The sequence below is a fragment of the Streptococcus sp. KHUD_018 genome (assembly GCF_054861215.1).
In genome coordinates this window covers 1,453,521-1,473,168 of the sequence record NZ_CM142176.1, presented here as the reverse complement: position 1 = coordinate 1,473,168, position 19,648 = coordinate 1,453,521, and the positions used below count along the sequence as shown (strand labels likewise).

General features: G+C 41.3%; 16 protein-coding genes. 14 read left to right on the top strand and 2 right to left on the bottom strand.

From position 1 onward, the window contains the following. Positions 1–2 precede the first annotated feature (2 nt). Entirely contained in the window at positions 3–971 is a 969-nt protein-coding gene (locus tag ACVBD2_RS07460; RefSeq protein WP_461685518.1) for an NAD(P)/FAD-dependent oxidoreductase, read from the bottom strand. A 136-nt stretch (positions 972–1,107) separates the two neighbouring features. Between ACVBD2_RS07460 and cdaA the strand changes: the two genes are divergently transcribed. The 8 genes from cdaA to ACVBD2_RS07420 all read left to right on the top strand — a co-directional run bounded on the left by cdaA (position 1,108) and on the right by ACVBD2_RS07420 (position 9,398). Next, the gene (gene cdaA, locus ACVBD2_RS07455) at positions 1,108–1,965 is read left to right on the top strand and encodes a diadenylate cyclase CdaA (protein ID WP_001011078.1); all 858 of its coding nucleotides are present in this window, start codon (positions 1,108–1,110) and stop codon (positions 1,963–1,965) included. Further along, a complete protein-coding gene (locus ACVBD2_RS07450) occupies positions 1,952–2,734 on the top strand; it encodes a CdaR family protein (RefSeq protein ID WP_038805965.1) in 783 nt (260 codons plus the stop codon). Before cdaA ends, ACVBD2_RS07450 begins: the two co-directional genes overlap by 14 nt. A gap of 28 nt (positions 2,735–2,762) precedes the next feature. Beyond that, positions 2,763–4,115: a phosphoglucosamine mutase gene (gene glmM / locus ACVBD2_RS07445; RefSeq protein WP_038805966.1), complete on the top strand. Its 1,353-nt coding sequence runs from the start codon at positions 2,763–2,765 to the stop codon at positions 4,113–4,115. A gap of 73 nt (positions 4,116–4,188) precedes the next feature. Continuing rightward, the gene (locus ACVBD2_RS07440; protein ID WP_001050092.1) at positions 4,189–4,563 is read left to right on the top strand and encodes a DUF1149 family protein; all 375 of its coding nucleotides are present in this window, start codon (positions 4,189–4,191) and stop codon (positions 4,561–4,563) included. Between the two features lie 2 nt (positions 4,564–4,565). Next, positions 4,566–5,414: a DegV family protein gene (locus tag ACVBD2_RS07435; RefSeq protein WP_461685517.1), complete on the top strand. Its 849-nt coding sequence runs from the start codon at positions 4,566–4,568 to the stop codon at positions 5,412–5,414. A 152-nt stretch (positions 5,415–5,566) separates the two neighbouring features. Beyond that, a complete protein-coding gene (gene dapB / locus ACVBD2_RS07430; RefSeq protein ID WP_461685516.1) occupies positions 5,567–6,334 on the top strand; it encodes a 4-hydroxy-tetrahydrodipicolinate reductase in 768 nt (255 codons plus the stop codon). Then, positions 6,331–7,530 carry a CCA tRNA nucleotidyltransferase gene (locus ACVBD2_RS07425; RefSeq protein WP_461685515.1) on the top strand — a complete coding sequence of 400 codons (1,200 nt, stop codon included), beginning with the start codon at positions 6,331–6,333 and terminating at the stop codon, positions 7,528–7,530. The genes dapB and ACVBD2_RS07425 overlap by 4 nt, the downstream gene beginning before the upstream one ends. Beyond that, positions 7,527–9,398, top strand: coding sequence for an ABC-F family ATP-binding cassette domain-containing protein (locus tag ACVBD2_RS07420; RefSeq protein WP_461685514.1), 1,872 nt, complete (start codon positions 7,527–7,529; stop codon positions 9,396–9,398). Before ACVBD2_RS07425 ends, ACVBD2_RS07420 begins: the two co-directional genes overlap by 4 nt. A 37-nt stretch (positions 9,399–9,435) precedes the next feature. Here the strand turns inward: ACVBD2_RS07420 and mntE are convergent, their stop codons facing one another. Continuing rightward, complete coding sequence (gene mntE / locus ACVBD2_RS07415) at positions 9,436–10,620, bottom strand: CDF family manganese efflux transporter MntE (protein ID WP_461685513.1); 1,185 nt, start codon at positions 10,618–10,620, stop codon at positions 9,436–9,438. Between the two features lie 157 nt (positions 10,621–10,777). On the opposite strand from mntE, the gene ACVBD2_RS07410 reads away from it, so the two are divergent. From ACVBD2_RS07410 to ACVBD2_RS07385, 6 genes are all read left to right on the top strand, one after another. Continuing rightward, the gene (locus ACVBD2_RS07410; protein WP_461685512.1) at positions 10,778–12,388 is read left to right on the top strand and encodes a hypothetical protein; all 1,611 of its coding nucleotides are present in this window, start codon (positions 10,778–10,780) and stop codon (positions 12,386–12,388) included. A 1-nt stretch (position 12,389) separates the two neighbouring features. Further along, positions 12,390–13,421: an acyltransferase family protein gene (locus tag ACVBD2_RS07405; RefSeq protein ID WP_235098328.1), complete on the top strand. Its 1,032-nt coding sequence runs from the start codon at positions 12,390–12,392 to the stop codon at positions 13,419–13,421. Continuing rightward, positions 13,414–14,400, top strand: coding sequence for a glycosyltransferase family 2 protein (locus ACVBD2_RS07400; RefSeq protein WP_461685511.1), 987 nt, complete (start codon positions 13,414–13,416; stop codon positions 14,398–14,400). Before ACVBD2_RS07405 ends, ACVBD2_RS07400 begins: the two co-directional genes overlap by 8 nt. A 210-nt stretch (positions 14,401–14,610) precedes the next feature. After that, positions 14,611–17,307 carry a cation-translocating P-type ATPase gene (locus ACVBD2_RS07395; RefSeq protein ID WP_461685510.1) on the top strand — a complete coding sequence of 899 codons (2,697 nt, stop codon included), beginning with the start codon at positions 14,611–14,613 and terminating at the stop codon, positions 17,305–17,307. Positions 17,308–17,411: 104 nt separating this feature from the next. Continuing rightward, positions 17,412–17,822, top strand: a complete 411-nt coding sequence (locus ACVBD2_RS07390) for a peptide deformylase (RefSeq protein WP_461685509.1) — start codon at positions 17,412–17,414, stop codon at positions 17,820–17,822. A gap of 11 nt (positions 17,823–17,833) precedes the next feature. Next, positions 17,834–19,429: a hypothetical protein gene (locus ACVBD2_RS07385; protein ID WP_461685508.1), complete on the top strand. Its 1,596-nt coding sequence runs from the start codon at positions 17,834–17,836 to the stop codon at positions 19,427–19,429. Positions 19,430–19,648 lie beyond the last annotated feature (219 nt).

The window sequence follows — 19,648 nt, the reverse complement described above, 5'->3', positions numbered from 1 at the left end:
TCTTATAAACTGGTCGAGTGTTTGGGTTGAACTTTTTGTTCCGGGTCAATGTAGTTGATGGCATTGTTAACAGCTGTTGGAGCTTCCCCCAGTCCTGTGGCAATCAAGTCAATCTTTCCTTCGTAGTAGCAGCAGTCTCCGATAGCGTAAATACCCGCTTGGCTGGATTCTTGCTTGCTATTGACGATAATCTTGTGTCGGTTGAGATCCAGACCCCATTTTTTTAGATTTCCGACAGATGATTTAAAACCATAGTTGACAAAGAGATGGTCTACTTCGATAGTTTCGGCTTCATCTGATTTGACTTTGGTGATTTCTAGTTTGTCGAGTGTTTTTCCATCTCCGAGAAGTTGGCTAGGGACGAACGGTGTTTTAATGGTTACAGACGATTCTTGCAGGGCTTGCACACTATGTTCCAAGGCGCGGAAATTATCTCTGCGGTGAACGAGAGTAGTTGGGGCAATCTTTTCAAAAGCTAGAGCCCAGTCCACAGCTGAGTCTCCCCCACCAAGGATGGTTACTTTCTTGCCAGCGTATTGTTGGATATTGGAAACGTGGTAGTGGATATTTTCATAGTCTTCAACGTTCTCCAATTCGAGCGGACGCGGTTTAAAGGCGCCACCACCCATGGCAATGATAACTGTTTTAGTCAGGTGGCTACCTTTAGAGGTTGTAATGGCAAAGCCTTCTTCTTGTTTTTCAATCTCAAGAACGGTTTCATTGAGATGAATAGGAGTATCAAAGCCGTTTAGCTGTTCAATCAAGCGATTGGTCAACTCTTCTCCGGTTAAGTTTGGAAAACCTGGCACATCAAGGATTTGCTTTTCAGGGTAGAGGATGGCTGGTTGACCACCAAGCTGGGGAAGGGAGTCGATGATTTGGACTTTGGCTTGGCGTAGATGGGCGTAAAAGGCAGCAAAGAGCCCGACAGGACCGCCACCTACAATGGTAATATCATAGAGTTGAGACATGATTTCTCCTTTGTTTTTTCTAGTCAGTTTATTTTATCATATTTTTGCTTAATTTAAAATGAGGTAGGATAGGGAAAAAATGGGCAAAAAATGGTATAATGATGAGTAAAGTGTTTTGACAGGGAGGAGGCCAAGGATGAATTTTCAACAATTATCCAATTTACAATACTGGACGAGTTTGTTTTCAAGTCCTTGGAGTATAGTCACCAATCTGATTGATATTCTCATTGTGACTTATATTTTATATCATTTTACTAAAGCTATTGCAGGCACCAAGATTATGATATTGGTCCGTGGAGTCTTAGTTTTTATTCTAGCCCAGATTCTTTCCAATATGATTGGTTTAACAACTATTTCCTGGTTGATCAATCAGATCATCACCTACGGGGTGATTGCAGCAGTGGTTATCTTTTCACCAGAGATTCGGACTGGTTTGGAGCGATTGGGTCGGGCTACTGATTTCTTTTCCAATGCCCCTATCAGTGCGGAAGAGCAAATGGTTCGTGCATTTGTGAAATCAGTTGAATACATGAGTCCTCGTAAGATTGGGGCGCTTGTAGTGGTTCAGCGAGTAAGAACCTTGCAGGAATACATCTCGACAGGGATTCCTTTAGATGCTAAAATTTCGGCTGAATTGCTTATCAATATTTTTATTCCCAATACTCCCTTGCATGATGGTGCTGTCATTATCAAGGAAGACCGGATTGCCGTCACTTCAGCCTATCTACCCCTGACCGAAGATACCGGGATTTCCAAGGAGTTTGGAACGCGTCACAGGGCGGCGATTGGTTTGTCGGAAGTGTCAGATGCTCTTACCTTTGTGGTTTCGGAAGAAACGGGTGGAATCTCAATCACCTATAATGGAGTCTTTAAGCATGATTTGACCTTGGAAGAGTTTGAATCGGAGTTAAGAAGAATCTTACTTCCAAAATCAGAGAAAAAGCAAGGTCTGAAAGAGCGCTTGCTAGGAGGATTGAAACATGAGAAAAAATAGTCTATACATCATTTCTTCCTTCTTTTTCGCCTGCATTCTCTTTATCTATGCAACATTGACAAACTATCAGAATAGCAACAGTGCCAGACAGGTGCGGACGGAGACTTATACAAACACAGTTCTTAATGTCCCAATTGATATTCAGTATGACAGTGATCAGTATTTTATCAGTGGTTTTACATCTGAGGTGACGGTCTTTCTAACAGGCTCAAACAGAGTTGCTTTAGCGAGTGAGATGCAGGAAAGTACCCGCAAATTTAAGGTGACGGCTGATCTTTCTGATGCTAGTGTAGGAACCATCGAAGTTCCTCTGACTATTGAAAATTTACCGAGTGGTTTGACGGCTGTTGCGACACCGCAAAAGATAACAGTGAAGGTTGGTAAAAAAGCAAAACGAGACAATGTCATTGTTGTGCCGGAGATTGATCCTAGTCAGATTGATTCTCGCGTGAAAATCGATACAGTTACTGTATCAGATGAAAAAGTAACGGTTATTAGTGATGAGGAAACCCTCTCCAAAGTAGATCGTGTCATTGCCATCTTACCGACGAGTGAACGGATAACTAGAAACTACTCGTCCTCTGTTCCTCTACAAGCAGTCGATAAAAATGGAAATGTCTTACCAAGCGTCATTATGCCGTTTGACACAACTATGAAAATTACAACAAAAATAGCAACGTCTAGTTCAAGTAACTCGTCAACAAGTTCCTCAGAAGGCAGTTCGTCTTCAACGAGTTCAGAAACAAAATCAGATTCGTCTAAACAATAATAAATAATAGAAAAGGATGATAAATAAAATGGGTAAATATTTTGGGACCGATGGAGTCCGTGGAGAAGCAAACGTAGAACTGACACCAGAATTGGCTTTTAAACTAGGCCGTTTTGGTGGATATGTCCTCAGTCAACACGAAACAGAAGCCCCTAAAGTCTTTGTAGGACGTGATACACGTATCTCAGGAGAAATGTTAGAATCAGCCTTGGTGGCAGGTCTTCTCTCTGTAGGGATTCACGTCTACAAACTTGGTGTCCTTGCAACACCAGCAGTAGCTTACTTGGTCAAAACTGAGGGAGCCAGTGCAGGTGTTATGATTTCTGCCAGCCACAACCCAGCCCTCGATAATGGGATTAAGTTCTTTGGTGGGGATGGTTTCAAACTTGATGATGAAAAAGAGGTAGAAATTGAAGCCTTGCTAGATGCTACCGAAGACACTCTTCCTCGTCCAAGTGCCGAAGGCTTGGGAACCTTAGTGGACTATCCAGAAGGTTTGCGTAAGTATGAAGGCTACCTTGTTTCAACTGGAACGCCTCTTGAGGGAATGAAAGTGTCCTTGGACACAGCGAACGGTGCAGCGTCTACAAGTGCTCGCCAGATTTTCGCTGATCTTGGTGCTCAGTTGACAGTTATCGGTGAGACACCAGATGGTCTTAATATCAACTTGAATGTTGGTTCAACTCACCCAGAAGCTCTTCAAGAAGTAGTCAAAGAAAGCCAGTCAGCTATTGGTTTAGCCTTCGACGGAGACAGTGACCGTTTGATTGCTGTTGATGAAAATGGTGACATCGTTGATGGTGATAAGATCATGTACATCATCGGGAAATACCTTTCTGAAAAAGGCCAGTTAGCTCAAAACACCATCGTGACAACGGTTATGTCTAACCTTGGGTTCCATAAGGCCTTGGATCGTGAAGGCATCAATAAGGCAGTCACTGCGGTTGGTGACCGCTATGTCGTCGAAGAAATGAGAAAATCAGGCTATAACCTTGGTGGTGAACAGTCTGGTCACGTTATCTTGATGGATTACAATACGACAGGTGATGGACAGTTAACTGCCGTTCAACTAACAAAAGTTATACGGGAAACCGGTAAAACCTTGTCTCAACTGGCATCAGAAGTGACGATTTACCCACAAAAACTGGTCAATATCCGAGTGGAAAATGCCATGAAAGAAAAAGCCATGGAAGTACCAGCCATCAAGACAATCATCGAAAAGATGGAAGAAGAGATGGCAGGGAACGGTCGTATCCTTGTCCGCCCAAGTGGAACAGAACCCCTCTTGCGCGTCATGGCAGAAGCTCCTACAACAGAAGAAGTCAACTACTATGTAGATACGATTGCTGCTGTTGTTAAAGATGAAATCGGAATTGACTAAAGCCTAGAAAACTAGATGAAATGATAAAAATGTGGTACAATTGCATAGTAAATTGTAGCAAAGGGAGAGAAAAATGAATCTTAAACGAGAACAAGAATTTGTTAGTCAGTATCACTTTGATGCTCGTAACTTTGAATGGGAAAATGAAAATGGCGCTCCTGAAACCAAGGTAGACGTGAACTTTCAGTTACTCCAACATGACCAAGAAAACCAAGTAACTTCGCTAGTTGTTATCTTGAGTTTCATGATTGTCTTTGACAAATTTGTCATCAGCGGGACGATTTCCCAAGTGAACCACGTGGAAGGCCGTATTGTCAACGAACCAAGCGAATTTAACCAAGAAGAAGTCGAAACCTTGGCACGTCCATGCTTGAACATGCTCAACCGTTTGACTTATGAAGTAACAGAAATTGCCTTGGATCTTCCAGGAATCAATTTGGAGTTTTAGTCATGAAATTAGCTGTCATTACAGATTCTTCAGCCTATTTAGAGGAGAAGGCGCTGCAAAGAGAGAATCTATTTATCTTGGATATTCCTGTCAATATTGATGGGGAAGAGTATGTCGAAGGTGTCAATCTGACTGCTGAGGAATTTTATCAAAAAATGGCTCAGTCTGCTGAATTGCCTAAGACCAGTCAACCAAGTATTGCCAAATTGGATGAGATTCTAAGTTCCTTGAAAGAAGAGGGCTATACCCATGTCTTGGGACTCTTTCTTTCGTCAGGGATTTCAGGTTTTTATCAGAATATCCAATATATGGTGGACGAGTATGAAGGTTTGACCATTGCCTTTCCAGATACCCATATCACAAGTGCTCCTCTAGGATTTATGGTAGAGAGTGCCTTTGAATTGGCAGAACAGGGCGATGATTTTGCTCAGATTCAGGAGAAATTGGCTATCCAAATCGCTGATAATTCAGCCTTTATCATAGTAGATGACCTTGATCACTTGGTTAAGGGAGGACGTCTGTCAAATGGGGCGGCCATCCTAGGAAATCTTCTCAGTATCAAACCTATTCTTTACTTCAATGACCAAGGTGTAATTGAAGTTTACGAAAAAGTTCGTACGGAAAAGAAGGCAATCAAACGTTTGGTGGAAATCATCAATGAGTTGACAAAAGATGGGGATTACCGTATAACAGTCATTCATGGGAACGCTCCTCAAAAGGCCGCGGATTTACGTCAGCTTTTGATGGAGAGTGGTGTGACTGCTGAAATTCCAACCGAAACCTTTGGTAGTGTCATTGGGACTCACCTTGGAGAAGGTAGTATCGCCTTGAGCTATACGCCAGTTGTCTAGATTTGTCTGGGCAGGCTTTGTATCTTAGAAATTGAACACGGACTATCTGCCTTTTGAAAAAAGATGCCCGTCTTGCCTTTCATGGAAAGTCAGCACCATTCCCTATTTTTCATGAGCAGCTAACGTCCTTTGTATCTTGAATAGGAGTAGAGATGAGTATTCGAGTAATTATTGCCGGTTTTAAGGGAAAGATGGGCCAAGCTGCTTGTCAGATGGTCTTGGCTGATCCAGACTTGGACTTGGTCGCAGTTTTGGATCCTTTTGAGTCTGAGTCAGAGTGGCAGGGGATTCCTGTCTTCAATGATAAGGCTGACTTGGCTGGTGTTGAAGCGGATGTTTGGGTAGATTTTACTACACCAGCCGTTGCCTACGAAAATACACGCTTTGCTCTTGAAAATGGCTTTGCTCCAGTAGTTGGAACAACAGGATTCACTAGTGAAGAAATTGCAGAATTAAAAGAATTTTCCCGTGAGAAAGATTTGGGTGGATTGATTGCTCCTAACTTTGCCTTGGGTGCTGTCTTGCTGATGCAATTTGCAACGCAGGCTGCCAAATATTTCCCAAATGTGGAGATTATCGAGCTTCATCATGACAAGAAAAAAGATGCTCCGAGTGGAACAGCCATTAAAACAGCTGAGTTAATGGCAGAAGTTCGGGAGTCTATCCAGCAAGGTGCGCCCGATGAGGAAGAACTCATTGCAGGAGCTCGTGGTGCTGAGTTTGATGGCATGCGCATCCACTCGGTTCGGTTGCCAGGCTTGGTAGCCCATCAGGAAGTCATCTTTGGCAATCAGGGAGAAGGATTGACCCTCCGTCACGACTCCTATGATCGCAGCTCCTTCATGACAGGGGTGAATTTGGGAATCAAAGAAGTTGTCAAGCGTCATGAGCTTGTCTATGGATTAGAACACTTATTATGAGATTAACACAAATGCCTTCTGAATTTCAGAAGGCTTTACCAGTATTAGAAAAAATTAAAGAAGCAGGATTTGAAGCCTATTTTGTTGGGGGCTCCGTCAGAGATGCCCTCCTCCATCGTCCTATCCACGATGTGGATATTGCGACTTCTTCCTATCCAGAGGAGACCAAGCAGATTTTTCCGCGAACAGCCGATATCGGAATCGAGCACGGAACTGTTTTAGTTTTAGATGGGGACGAGGAATATGAAGTGACGACCTTTCGGACCGAAGATGTCTATGTGGACTACCGTAGACCCAGTGCGGTTTCCTTTGTGCGTTCGCTAGAAGAAGACCTCAAGCGCCGTGATTTCACAGTCAATGCCTTTGCCTTGGACGAAACAGGCGAAATTATTGATTTGTTCCATGGTTTAGAAGATTTGGAAAACCAAGTCTTACGAGCAGTTGGAGTGGCTAGTGAACGTTTAAACGAAGATGCTTTGCGGATTATGCGTGGTTTCCGTTTTCAGGCCAGTCTCGGTTTTAAACTTGAGTCAGAAACTTTTGAGGCGATGAAGACTTTGACGCCGCTTTTGGAGAAAATTTCTGTAGAGCGCACCTTCGTTGAGTTTGATAAACTCTTGCTGGCACCTTTTTGGCGAGTTGGTCTGGCTTCCATGATTGAAAGTCAAGCTTATGACTATCTTCCAGATATGGCAGGAAGCCAAGACAAGCTCAACGGACTGTTTGATTTAAAGGCTGATCTCACTTTTGAATCCTCTGAACAAGCCTGGGCGGCTCTATTGTGGGCTTTGGAGATTAAAGATGCACAGCCATTTTTGAAAGATTGGAAGACCTCACGCCAGTTTGCTAAGCAGGTTCAGGATTTGCTGACTATTTTGACTTTGCGAGAAGAAGGAGAGCTGAGCAAGCGCGATTGTTACCGCTTTGACTTGGATTCCCTTCTACAAGCTGAAAGTCTTCGTCAGGCCCAAGGAAAGGAAGTCAACCCACAAGCCATCAAAGAAACTTACCATAGTTTGACCATTCATGACAAGAAAGAAATTCAGATTAACGGTGGAATTTTGATTAAGGAATATGGTTACCAGCCAGGACCAGACTTGGGAGAGATTTTAACAGAGATTGAGTTTGCCATTGTCGATGGAGAATTGGAAAATGATCGTCAAGCAATCCATGCTTATCTGAGGGAGAAAAAATGAGTGATTTTATCGTTGAAAAACTAAGCAAATCCGTTGGTGACAAGACCGTTTTTAAGGATATTTCTTTTATCATCCATGACTTGGACAGAATCGGTCTGATAGGTGTCAATGGGACTGGTAAGACCACCCTTTTAGACGTCCTTTCTGGCGTTTCTGGCTTTGATGGGGATGTCAGTCCTTTTTCAGCTAAGAATGACTACAAGATTGGCTACTTGACACAGGATCCTGATTTTGATGATAGCAAGACGGTCTTGGATACGGTTCTCTCCAGCGACCTCAAGGAAATCCAGTTGATTCGTGAGTATGAGTTAATCATGCTCAACTACAGCGAGGACAAGCAGGCTCGTTTGGAACGGGTCATGGCAGAGATGGACTCCCTCCAAGCATGGGAAATCGAAAGTCAGGTCAAGACTGTTCTCAGCAAGTTGGGGATTCGGGATTTGTCGACTCCAGTTGGTGAATTGTCAGGTGGTCTGAGAAGACGTGTTCAGTTGGCGCAAGTTCTCCTAGGAAACCACGACCTCTTGCTTCTGGACGAGCCAACCAACCACCTGGACATTGCGACCATTGAGTGGCTGACTCTTTTTTTGAAAAATTCCAAGAAGACCGTTCTCTTTATCACACATGATCGTTATTTCCTAGATGCACTATCAACGCGGATTTTCGAGTTGGACCGAGCAGGTTTGACCGAGTATCAGGGAAATTATCAGGACTATGTTCGCCTTAAGGCGGAACAAGATGAGCGTGATGCTGCTCTCCTTCACAAAAAGGAGCAACTCTACAAACAAGAATTGGCTTGGATGCGCAGACAACCGCAAGCGCGTGCGACCAAGCAACAAGCCCGTATCAATCGTTTCCATGACTTGAAAAAAGAAGTTTCAGGTGGCATTGCTGAGACAGACTTGACCATGAACTTTGAAACCAGTCGGATTGGTAAGAAGGTTATCGAGTTTAAAGATGTTTCCTTCGCTTATGAGAACAAGCCGATTTTACAAGATTTTAATCTCTTGGTGCAAGCCAAAGATCGTATTGGAATCGTTGGGGATAATGGTGTTGGAAAATCAACTCTTCTCAATCTGATTGCAGGAAGTCTTGAGCCGACAGCAGGTCAAGTTATCATTGGTGATACAGTTCGCATCGCCTATTTCTCTCAACAAATTGAAGGCTTGGATGAAAGCAAGCGAGTTATCAATTACCTGCAGGAAGTAGCAGAAGAGGTTAAGACCAGTGGTGGGTCTACGACTTCTATCGCTGAGTTGCTGGAGCAATTCCTTTTCCCGCGTTCGACGCATGGAACCTTGATTGAGAAATTGTCTGGTGGAGAGAAAAAACGTCTTTATCTCCTCAAATTGCTTTTGGAAAAACCAAATGTTCTTCTTTTGGACGAGCCGACCAATGACCTAGACATTGCGACTTTGACAGTCTTGGAGAATTTCTTGCAGGGCTTTGCAGGTCCCGTTTTAACAGTCAGCCACGATCGTTATTTTCTGGATAAGGTAGCAACAAAAATCCTCGCTTTTGAAGATGGTAACATTCGTACTTTCTTTGGTCATTATACCGATTATCTTGATGAAAAGGCCTTTGAAGAAGAAACAGCAAGTCAAGTTCAAAAGGCCGAAAAAGAGAAAGCGGTCAAAGTTCGTGAAGACAAGAAGCGTATGACCTACCAAGAAAAGCAGGAGTGGGCAAGGATTGAAGGCGATATTGAAGCCTTGGAAAATCGCATCGCTGCTATTGAAGAGGAGATGCAGGCAAATGGCTCCGACTTTGGTAAGCTGGCTACTCTCCAAAAAGAGCTAGACGAGAAAAACGAAGAACTTCTTGAAAAATACGAACGTTATGAGTATCTAAGTGAGTTTGATAGTTAGAAGAATTGAAAAATCCCGTCTCAATGACAGGATCTTTCTATTCTTTTTTTGTTTCCTGGTGGAAGATATTTTGCCAAGTCTCATGGCGGCGCCAGATACTGGTGTGGACGATACCATCTAACTCATAGCAAATGAGCTTGGTTTTTTGACTAATGGAAGTAATCTGAATGTCCTTGATAGCTGAATTTAACTCTTTTTCGGCCTTATAAGCCTCTTTATCCATCTGCTTTCCATCTTGGCGGATATAGACAAAGTCTTCAGCAAGGAGTTCTTCTAGTTGATTTCCCTGATCAATCAATTGCTCGCGCATGAGTAGTTTTTTATAGACATTGTCCAAAATTTCGTCTTCAGGTATAGGAGCAGGTTCAATATGGACATCGGTATCAAATACTCCAAAGCGATCCGCTAGCATGGATTCGACCTGGTCTGCAATTTCGTGACTTTCATAGACTGATAGGTCGGGATTCATTTCTAAGGTGATATCAAGGTAGATATTGCTACCGTAGGTGCGCCCTCTTTGGGACTTAACCTTACTAATCTTTGGAATCTCCATGATGGCTTTCTGGTAGTCTTCTAGTAGCCGGTCATCAAAACCATCTGAAAGACTGAAGGACGATTCGATAAAGATATCATAGGCTGTCTTTAAGATAAAGAAAGTGATGATGATAGCGACTAATTTATCCACGATAGGATAATTGAAACTGCTAGCTAGGATGGCAATGGAAGTCCCCAGCGAGGTGACAGCATCTGAAAGATTGTCCTTGGCGGCAGCCTTGAGAGCCTTGGATTTGGATTTTTTACTGAGGCGGGTATTATAGAGATAAACGGCGAACATGACTGCCGCAGAGACGACTCCTAGACTTGCACCCAGAGGGTCAATAACTGTTTGTTCCCGACTGAGAATTTTTTGAATGGTGTCGCGGAGCACATCAAAACCAACGTAGAACATGATGATGGAAGTGATCAAGCTAGCCAAATCTTCAATCTTCCAGTGACCGAAACGATGGTCACGGTCTGCAGGTTGGCGCGCCATCCGAATCCCAATCAAGAGGGCAACATTTCCGATAATATCGGATACGTTGTTGAAACCATCTGCCACCAAACTGGAGGAATGAAGGAGGTGGCCAGTTGCCAATTTTGCTGCAGACAAGAGCAGGTAGGTCGAAATGCTGATAATGGCACCACGTTCCGCCAACTTAAGATTTGACATGGATTGGTTCATCGGGTTTCCTTTCTAGAGCTGAGATTCTGTTTTCATTATACTGGTTTTCATGGGAAAATTCAAACGATATAGGTTTACAAGATTGGGGGTGAGCTAGTTTTTTAGAAGGAAATGTGGTAGAATTGAAGGGTAATATTTATTTGAAAGAGAGCTTGTAATGATAAATAAAAATATGGTCAATAGGCTACTTAGCTTAAGTTTTTTATTTTTGCCATTTTTATTTTTTTATCTCTATATATCATTTAGAGGTTTTGAATATCCTGTTGTAGATGATATCATGGTGAACCAAACTATATTATCTGGGGAAAATATGTTATTACCTTATATGGGAATTCTATTATCTTCAGGTTTAGCTTTACTACAACAAATTTTTACAAATTGGAATATTTATTTTTGTTTTTTAGTTAGTATTTATTGTATTAGTTTTGGCGTCTATGCTATCTTTTTTTATAAGAAAAAACTGTATCTTTTGCTTCCGATAGTGTTTTTAGCCCAATTGATACTTATTAAATATTTTTCTTTTTCCGTTATCGCATATTTATCAGCTACAGCAGCAACTTTTTTACTATTTGACAAAAGGTACATTTTTGGACTATCACTATTGTTCATTGGTTTATCTATTCGGCCTCAAATTATATCGAGCTTTGTTTTACTGTTATTCCCTTTTCTGCTTTTTGAGTGGATATCTTCTAAAAAAAGAAAAGAAGTTGTTTTATTATTTAGCGTCATTTTACTGATTTTTGCTTCCAATAAACTATATACACTAGGGAAAGCTGATGTACAGGAGTATTTGACATGGAATGCCCTAAGTACGAATTTGAGAGATTATCCTGCTATTGATTATCAAAGACATGCGAATGAATATAAAGCTTTGGGAGTAAGTGAGAATGATTTGAATGTCTCCACCTACTGGTTATTTGCTGAAAAAAAAGCCCTTAACAATACTCTTTTAACAAACATCCAGTCTGTTCGTTCCCTTTCAGAGAAATACTCGTTTAATCTGCCTCAGATGATATCAGATTTTTTTAAGAATAGTATACTAACAACCTTCTCTTTAGTACTGATTAGTTGGTTCTTGATTTTTAAGCCTAAGAAGCTATACGGATGGTTTGTACCGATTTTCCCCTTACTTTTAATTGGAGCTCTCTTTGTTAGACAGAGGGTAGTAGAGCGCGTATATATCCCTCTAATAGTATGTTTCTTATTAGTATTTCTTTTCTATGCTCGATCATTTTATGAAAAAAGACGTTTATTTGATAAGAGGAAGGTATTCCTTAGCATACAAATAATGGGGATACTAGTAGGGGCAGCATGGATAAATCAGCTTGGACAAGAACTGTATTGGTTTCCCTATATTCAATCGTCAGTAGTCTCAGAGTACCAAAATCTTGTACAGAGGAATTCGGATAAACTTATTGTTTTTGGTGGATATGGCACTTTGGTTTCTTCACAGCCTACATTGTCAACTTTTAAATTAAGATCCAATCAGTTAGTGACAAATACAACTACATTAGGAAATTGGCAAACTTTTTCTCCTCATTATTATGAACAAATGAAACGATACGGAGTTGAAGAACCTGAAAATCTGTTGTCTTCTGCAATCAACAATCAGAATATTCTCTTCTTTTGGTCCACTTCCTCAGGGAATATGGATAGTGTTAAAAAAATCATGAAAGAACATTATCAGAAGGATGTTTACTTTGAGGAGGTTGAATCTGTAACTTCAGATATGAGCGTTTATCGATTAAAATTAGGAACAGGAGGATAGTATGAAGAACCGAATTGGTTACATAGATATGTCTAAAGGTTTAGCGATTATATTAGTTATCATTGGACATAGTAGCTTTGTTCCAAATAATGCTAAGTTGCTTCTCTATTCATTCCACATACCGTTGTTCTTTTTCTTATCTGGTTTTACTTTGAATGTTAGAAAATACGAAACCTTCTCAGGCTATTGTTTAAATAAGGTAAAGAGTTTAGTTATTCCTTTTTTCTTGCTGAATAGTTTTGTTTTTCTGTTTCAACTTTTTGTCATGTACCCTGATCAAGTTCTGAGTTTCAATATTCTTCATTTTACAAAACAGTTACTGATTTCAGATCGTTTGCATATTTATTTTCAATTATGGTTTTTGAATGTGATGTTTTTGGCTCATGTTTTCAGTTATTTTATTTTAAAGAGAAAATGGAATTTGGCTCAGTGGATAATAATAATCTTATCTCTCTTGGTTTTAGTCTATATCGGACAGAAGGTATATGAGAGGGAGTATTATTTAATTTGGAATATTGATTTAGTTCCTGTTGCTCTGATTTTCATCTTGCTGGGAGTATGGACTAAGAATAATTTACATCAATTAGAAAAGTATTTTTCGATTTACTTTTTACCGATTGGACTTATTCTTACCAATTATAGTAGTAAACTCAACTATCGAGTGAGTGGCCATCAAATTGTTGATTTATATTATCAGCAAATTGGGAATCATTTCTTATTTTACTTGGCAGCTATTTCAGGAATTTGGAGTGTTCTTATATTTTTTAAAACAATTCCAGAGAGTTCCATTTTGAAATCAATCGGACAAAAAACGTTGATTTATTATGGAATACATTCGCCGATAGTTCTGGTGTTAGTAGAAAAATTAGTTAAAGAATTGTCTACGAAATATACTGGAATTTTTGTTAATCAATATATAATAACGGTTTTTGTAGCTTTATTGACAATTTTGGGCTGCGAATTGATAGTCAGGGTGTTTAGAGGAACCAACTTTCCTTTTGGGATAAAAATATTAGGAGAAAAAGATGAGTAGACACAAGCCAATTTTATATATCGTTGTTCCATGTTACAACGAAGAACAAGTCTTACCACATACTAATCCAATGTTTGTTGAAAAAATTGAACAATTAATAAAGAAAGAAGAAATCCACCGCCATAGTAAAATTATGTATGTAAACGATGGTAGTAAGGATCGAACTTGGGAACTGATAGAAAGTTATGCTAAATCTATCCCTTCTGTGGTTGGTGTATCGCAAAGTCGTAACAGGGGTCATCAAAGTAGTGTGCTTGCAGGTATGTATGAGGCCATTCAGTTTGCTGATATTGTCATTACCATTGATGCCGATGGACAAGATGATATCAATTGTATGGATAAAATGATTGAAGAATATAAAAGCGGTTCTGAAATTGTCTACGGTATACGTGATAACCGTGATACGGACTCTGCTTTTAAACGAATTACAGCCGAAGGTTTTTATAAAGTGCTACGCCTATTTGGAGCAGAAGTTGTTTTTAATCATGCCGACTATCGATTGGTTTCTAAAAGATTCTTGAAGGAATTAGAAAAATTCACTGAAGTTAATCTATTTCTTCGTGGTTTAATGCCTTTAGTTGGCTTTAAATATTCTTACGTTTCGTATAAGCGGCATGAACGAATTGCTGGTGAGAGCCATTACCCACTGTCTAAAATGCTTGGTTTGGCTATGGATGGTATTACAAGTTTATCAATCAAACCGATTCGGTTGATTACAAGTCTTGGTGTTTTGACGTCACTCTTTAGTTTTCTATTGATTATTTGGGTTATATGGAGTAAGTTTGCTGGTACAGTCGTGGCTGGATGGGCGAGCACCTATGCAATAGTCAGCTTACTTGGTGGAGTTCAATTGATTAGTTTGGGTGTAATTGGTGAGTATGTTGGAAAAATTTATCTGGAAACAAAACGTCGTCCTAGATATATTATCAGTGAACGTACTTTTGATTCAGAAAGTGTTTCATCGGATTTAAACCCTTGAAAACTTTTCAAATTTTGATATAATAGTACTACTCAAGGGAGTAGCTGGCAGAAACCTGTGATAGTGTCGTCATTCCGAATTTTATACTGAAAAGTATGCTTTCCGGCGCTATCTTAAACAGCGAGACTTGTTATGATTAACAGGTCTCTTTTTGTTTGTCATAAAACCAAAAGAGAGCTTGTTTTGCACACAAAGTCAAGGAGGAGACATATGTCAAAAGAACAAAAACGCCAAGCGTTTTATACTCAGAGTCCTGAAGAGGTCTTGAAGTCAGTTGAAGCAACTGAGCAAGGTCTTTCGTCAAGCGAAGCGCAGAAACGCCTAGCTGAATTTGGACGTAATGAACTCGAAGAGGGTGAGAAAAAATCTCTCTTGGTTAAATTCATCGAACAGTTTAAGGATTTGATGATTATCATCCTAGTTGCTGCGGCTATTTTGTCAGTCGTAACTTCTGGTGGAGAAGATATCGCAGATGCCATTATCATTCTAGCCGTGGTTATCATCAACGCAGCCTTCGGTGTTTACCAAGAAGGAAAAGCAGAAGAAGCCATCAAAGCCCTCAAGTCTATGTCTAGTCCAGCTGCTCGCGTTATCCGTGATGGGCACATGTCAGAGATTGATTCCAAAGAATTGGTGCTAGGAGATATCGTTGCCCTTGAAGCAGGTGACGTAGTACCAGCAGACCTACGTTTGCTAGAAGCCAATTCACTCAAAATCGAAGAAGCTGCCTTGACAGGTGAGTCTGTTCCAGTTGAAAAAGACTTGACCGTCGAGCTTGCTGCCGATGCTGGAATTGGTGACCGTGTCAATATGGCCTTCCAAAACTCAAACGTGACCTATGGTCGTGGTCTTGGTGTTGTTGTCAATACAGGTATGTATACTGAAGTGGGTCATATCGCTGGCATGCTCCAAGATGCTGACGAGACAGACACGCCACTCAAACAAAACTTGAACAACCTTTCTAAGGTTTTGACCTATGCAATTTTGGTCATTGCCCTTGTTACTTTTGTTGTTGGTGTCTTCATTCAAGGAAAAAATCCACTTGGTGAGTTGATGACCTCTGTTGCGCTTGCTGTTGCAGCCATTCCAGAAGGACTCCCAGCTATCGTGACGATCGTTCTTGCCCTCGGTACTCAAGTTTTAGCCAAACGAAACTCTATCGTTCGTAAGTTGCCAGCAGTAGAAACACTTGGTTCGACTGAGATCATCGCTTCTGATAAGACTGGTACGCTTACCATGAACAAGATGACAGTCGAGAAAGTCTTCTATGACGCAGTCCTACATGACTCAGCTGATGATATTGAACTAGGTCTTGAAATGCCTCTTCTTCGTTCTGTTGTTTTGGCTAATGATACTAAGATTGATGCAGAAGGAAACCTGATCGGGGATCCAACGGAAACAGCCTTCATCCAGTATGCCTTGGACAAGGGCTACGATGTTAAAGGATTCTTAGAGAAATATCCTCGTGTAGCTGAATTGCCGTTTGACTCAGATCGTAAACTCATGTCAACGGTTCATCCATTGCCAGATGGTAAATTCCTCGTGGCAGTCAAGGGGGCTCCAGATCAACTTTTGAAACGTTGTGTTGCTCGTGATAAGGCAGGAGATGTTGCTCCGATTGATGAGAAAGTTACTGAATTAATCCATACAAACAACTCTGAAATGGCTCACCAAGCTCTGCGTGTCCTTGCGGGTGCTTATAAGATTATCGATAGTATTCCAGAAAATCCTACTTCTGAGGAGCTTGAAAACAACTTAATCTTTACTGGTTTGATTGGGATGATTGACCCTGAGCGTGCCGAAGCGGCAGAAGCCGTTCGTGTCGCTAAGGAAGCGGGAATACGTCCAATCATGATCACTGGTGACCACCAAGACACAGCAGAAGCTATTGCCAAACGTTTGGGAATTATCAATGAAAATGACTCGGAAGACCATGTCTTGACTGGTGCTGAGCTTAACGAACTTTCTGATGAAGAATTTGAAAAAGTCGTTGGTCAATACTCTGTTTATGCGCGTGTATCTCCAGAACACAAGGTTCGTATCGTGAAAGCTTGGCAAAACCAAGGTAAGGTCGTTGCTATGACAGGTGACGGTGTTAATGACGCTCCAGCTCTGAAGACAGCTGATATCGGTATCGGTATGGGAATCACTGGTACAGAGGTTTCTAAGGGTGCATCTGATATGATTCTTGCGGATGATAACTTTGCGACTATCATCGTCGCTGTTGAAGAAGGACGTAAGGTCTTCTCAAACATTCAAAAGACAATCCAGTACCTGCTTTCTGCCAATACGGCTGAAGTATTAACCATCTTCTTATCAACCTTGTTTGGTTGGGATGTCCTACAGCCAGTTCATCTCTTGTGGATCAACTTGGTAACCGATACCTTCCCAGCTATCGCTCTTGGTGTTGAGCCAGCTGAGCCAGGTGTTATGACCCACAAACCACGTGGACGCAAATCAAGCTTCTTCTCAGGTGGGGTCATGAGTTCCATTATCTATCAAGGTGTACTCCAAGGGGCACTCGTCTTGACCGTTTATGGTCTTGCTCTTGCCTATCCAGTCCATGTAGGAGACAACCAAGCCATTCATGCGGATGCCCTCACCATGGCCTTTGCAACACTTGGCTTGATCCAGCTCTTCCATGCTTACAACGTCAAATCTGTTTACCAATCCATCTTGACAGTCGGACCATTCAAGTCTAAGACCTTCAACTGGTCTATCTTGGTATCCTTCATCCTCTTGATGGCAACAATCGTCGTAGAGCCGCTTGAAGGTATCTTCCACGTAACTAAACTGGACTTGTCACAATGGGGAATTGTCATGGCTGGAAGCTTCTCAATGATACTCATTGTCGAAATAGTCAAGTTTGTTCAACGTAAACTTGGCCTTGATAAGAATGCGATTTAAAAAGAAAGTCATCTTCGGATGGCTTTTTTTGCATTTGAGGAGAATGGTTAGAAGTTATCCTCTTTTGTGCTATAATAAAGTAAAATAGCAAGGAGTGAAAGAGAATGGAAAAGAAAATTGTCCGAGATGTCTTATTCTTGTCGCAGGTCTCGAAACCTGCAAGTCAGGAAGACCTTTATCTGGCTAAGGATTTGCAGGATACCCTGCTAGCTAATCGCGAGACCTGTGTCGGTCTGGCGGCCAATATGATTGGTGTGCAGAAGCGCGTGATTATCTTTAATCTTGGCCTAGTTCCCATGGTCATGTTTAACCCCATGCTCCTTTCCTACGAAGGACCTTACGAGACAGAGGAAGGTTGTTTGTCTTTGACTGGGGTTCGACCAACGACCCGTTATGAAACGATTACGGTTTCCTATCGTGATAGCAAGTGGCAGGAACAGATCATTACTCTGACAGGTTTTCCGGCTCAGATATGCCAACATGAACTGGATCATTTGGAAGGACGGATTATTTAGGAGGAACTCAGATGAAACGCATACTTTTTGAACTTGTTTTTATCGCAACGACCTGGTATATCTTTTTGCCACCCTTCAATCTTACTAGCTGGGAATTCATCTTCTTTTTCTGTGGGCATCTGGTGGTAATGGGGATTTTGTTTAGTTTCCGCAAGGATACCAATCTCCTCAAAACTGTTCATGTACGTCATGGCAAGCCTGCCAACGAGCTCAATCTAGAAGGACTCCATTTTACCAGACTCAGTAGAGGATTGTTACTGGCTGCAGGTCTTATCTTTGCCCTTGCTGGTCTGGTTAGCCTAGTGACCTCTAGCTTTTTCCAGGCTAAAAACTATGCTAATGTAGTTTCTATCACCGAAAAAGAATTTAAAGATTTTCCTAAGAGTGATACCAGTAAGGTTCCGATCCTTGATCGGAGCACTGCAGAAAAAATTGGTGACCGTTATCTGGGCTCTCTGACGGATAAGGTATCCCAGTACGTAGCGGCAGATACCTATACTCAGCTGACGGTTGATGGCAAGCCCTATCGGGTTACACCTTTGGAGTATGCCGACCCGATCAAATGGTTTAATAATCAGTCCAAGGGAATTGGCGAGTATATCAAGGTTGATATGGTGACAGGAAATGCGGAATTGGTGGATTTAAAAACGCCAATGAAGTATTCAGACTCTGAGTATTTTAACCGAGACGTCAAACGTCATCTTCGGATCAAGTACCCAACCAAGATTTTTAAAACGCCTTCCTTTGAGGTGGATGATGAAGGCAATCCTTACTATGTAGCAACCGTTTATCAAAAACAGTTTGGTCTAGGAGTCCCTCGTCCTTCGTCTGTTATTATCTTAGACGCCACCAATGGAGAAACCAAGGAATACAGCTTGGATGAAGTCCCAGAATGGGTGGATCGTGTCTATCCAGCAGAAGAAACCATCGAACAAATCAACTACAACGGTAAGTATAAAGACGGCTTCTGGAATGCCTTGATTTCTAAGAAAAACGTTACCCAAACGACAGAAGGCTATAACTATCTTTCTATCGGAAATGACATTTATCTCTACACCGGGGTGACTTCAGCCAATGCTGACGAAAGTAATCTAGGTTTTATCCTTGAAAACATGCGCACTGGTGAAATCACCAAGTACAATCTAGCATCAGCAACCGAAGAATCAGCCCGTGCTTCCGCAGAAGGAGCAGTGCAAGAGAAGGCCTACAAGGCTACCTTCCCTATTCTTGTCAATCTCAATGACAAGCCTCTTTATATCATGGGCCTGAAAGATAACGCAGGCTTGGTCAAGGAGTATGCATTGGTCGATGCCGTGGAATACCAAAACGTCATCGTAGCAACTACGGTAGATGAGCTTCTCAGCAAATATGCCAATAAAAACGACCTCGAGCTGGATAACGAAACGGTAGAAAACATCAAGGGAGTGGTTTCAGACCTTAAATCAGCTGTTATCAAAGGGGATACTGTCTACTTCTTCAAAGTTGATGGTAAGATTTATAAGGTTAAGGCTTCGGTGTCAGATGACCTTCCTTACCTCGAAAATGGCCAATCCTTTGAAGGTCAAGTTGGAAAGGATAATTATCTCAAGACCTTTAAAGTGAAGTAAACAAAGAAGAGTCTGGGACAAAAGTCTAACCTTAAATATAAAAAGCGAACAAAACGGAGTTATCTAATACTCAGAAGTTTGTCTTGTTCACTTTTTTGTCTAATCTATCGATTTTAAAAGTTTATAATAAAGAATTCCTAAAATCAAAATCTTTTTGTCCCAGCCTCGTTCAGTCTTATTTGTCAAGAAAAAATCAGAGTTTTAGACTGTTTTCTAGAT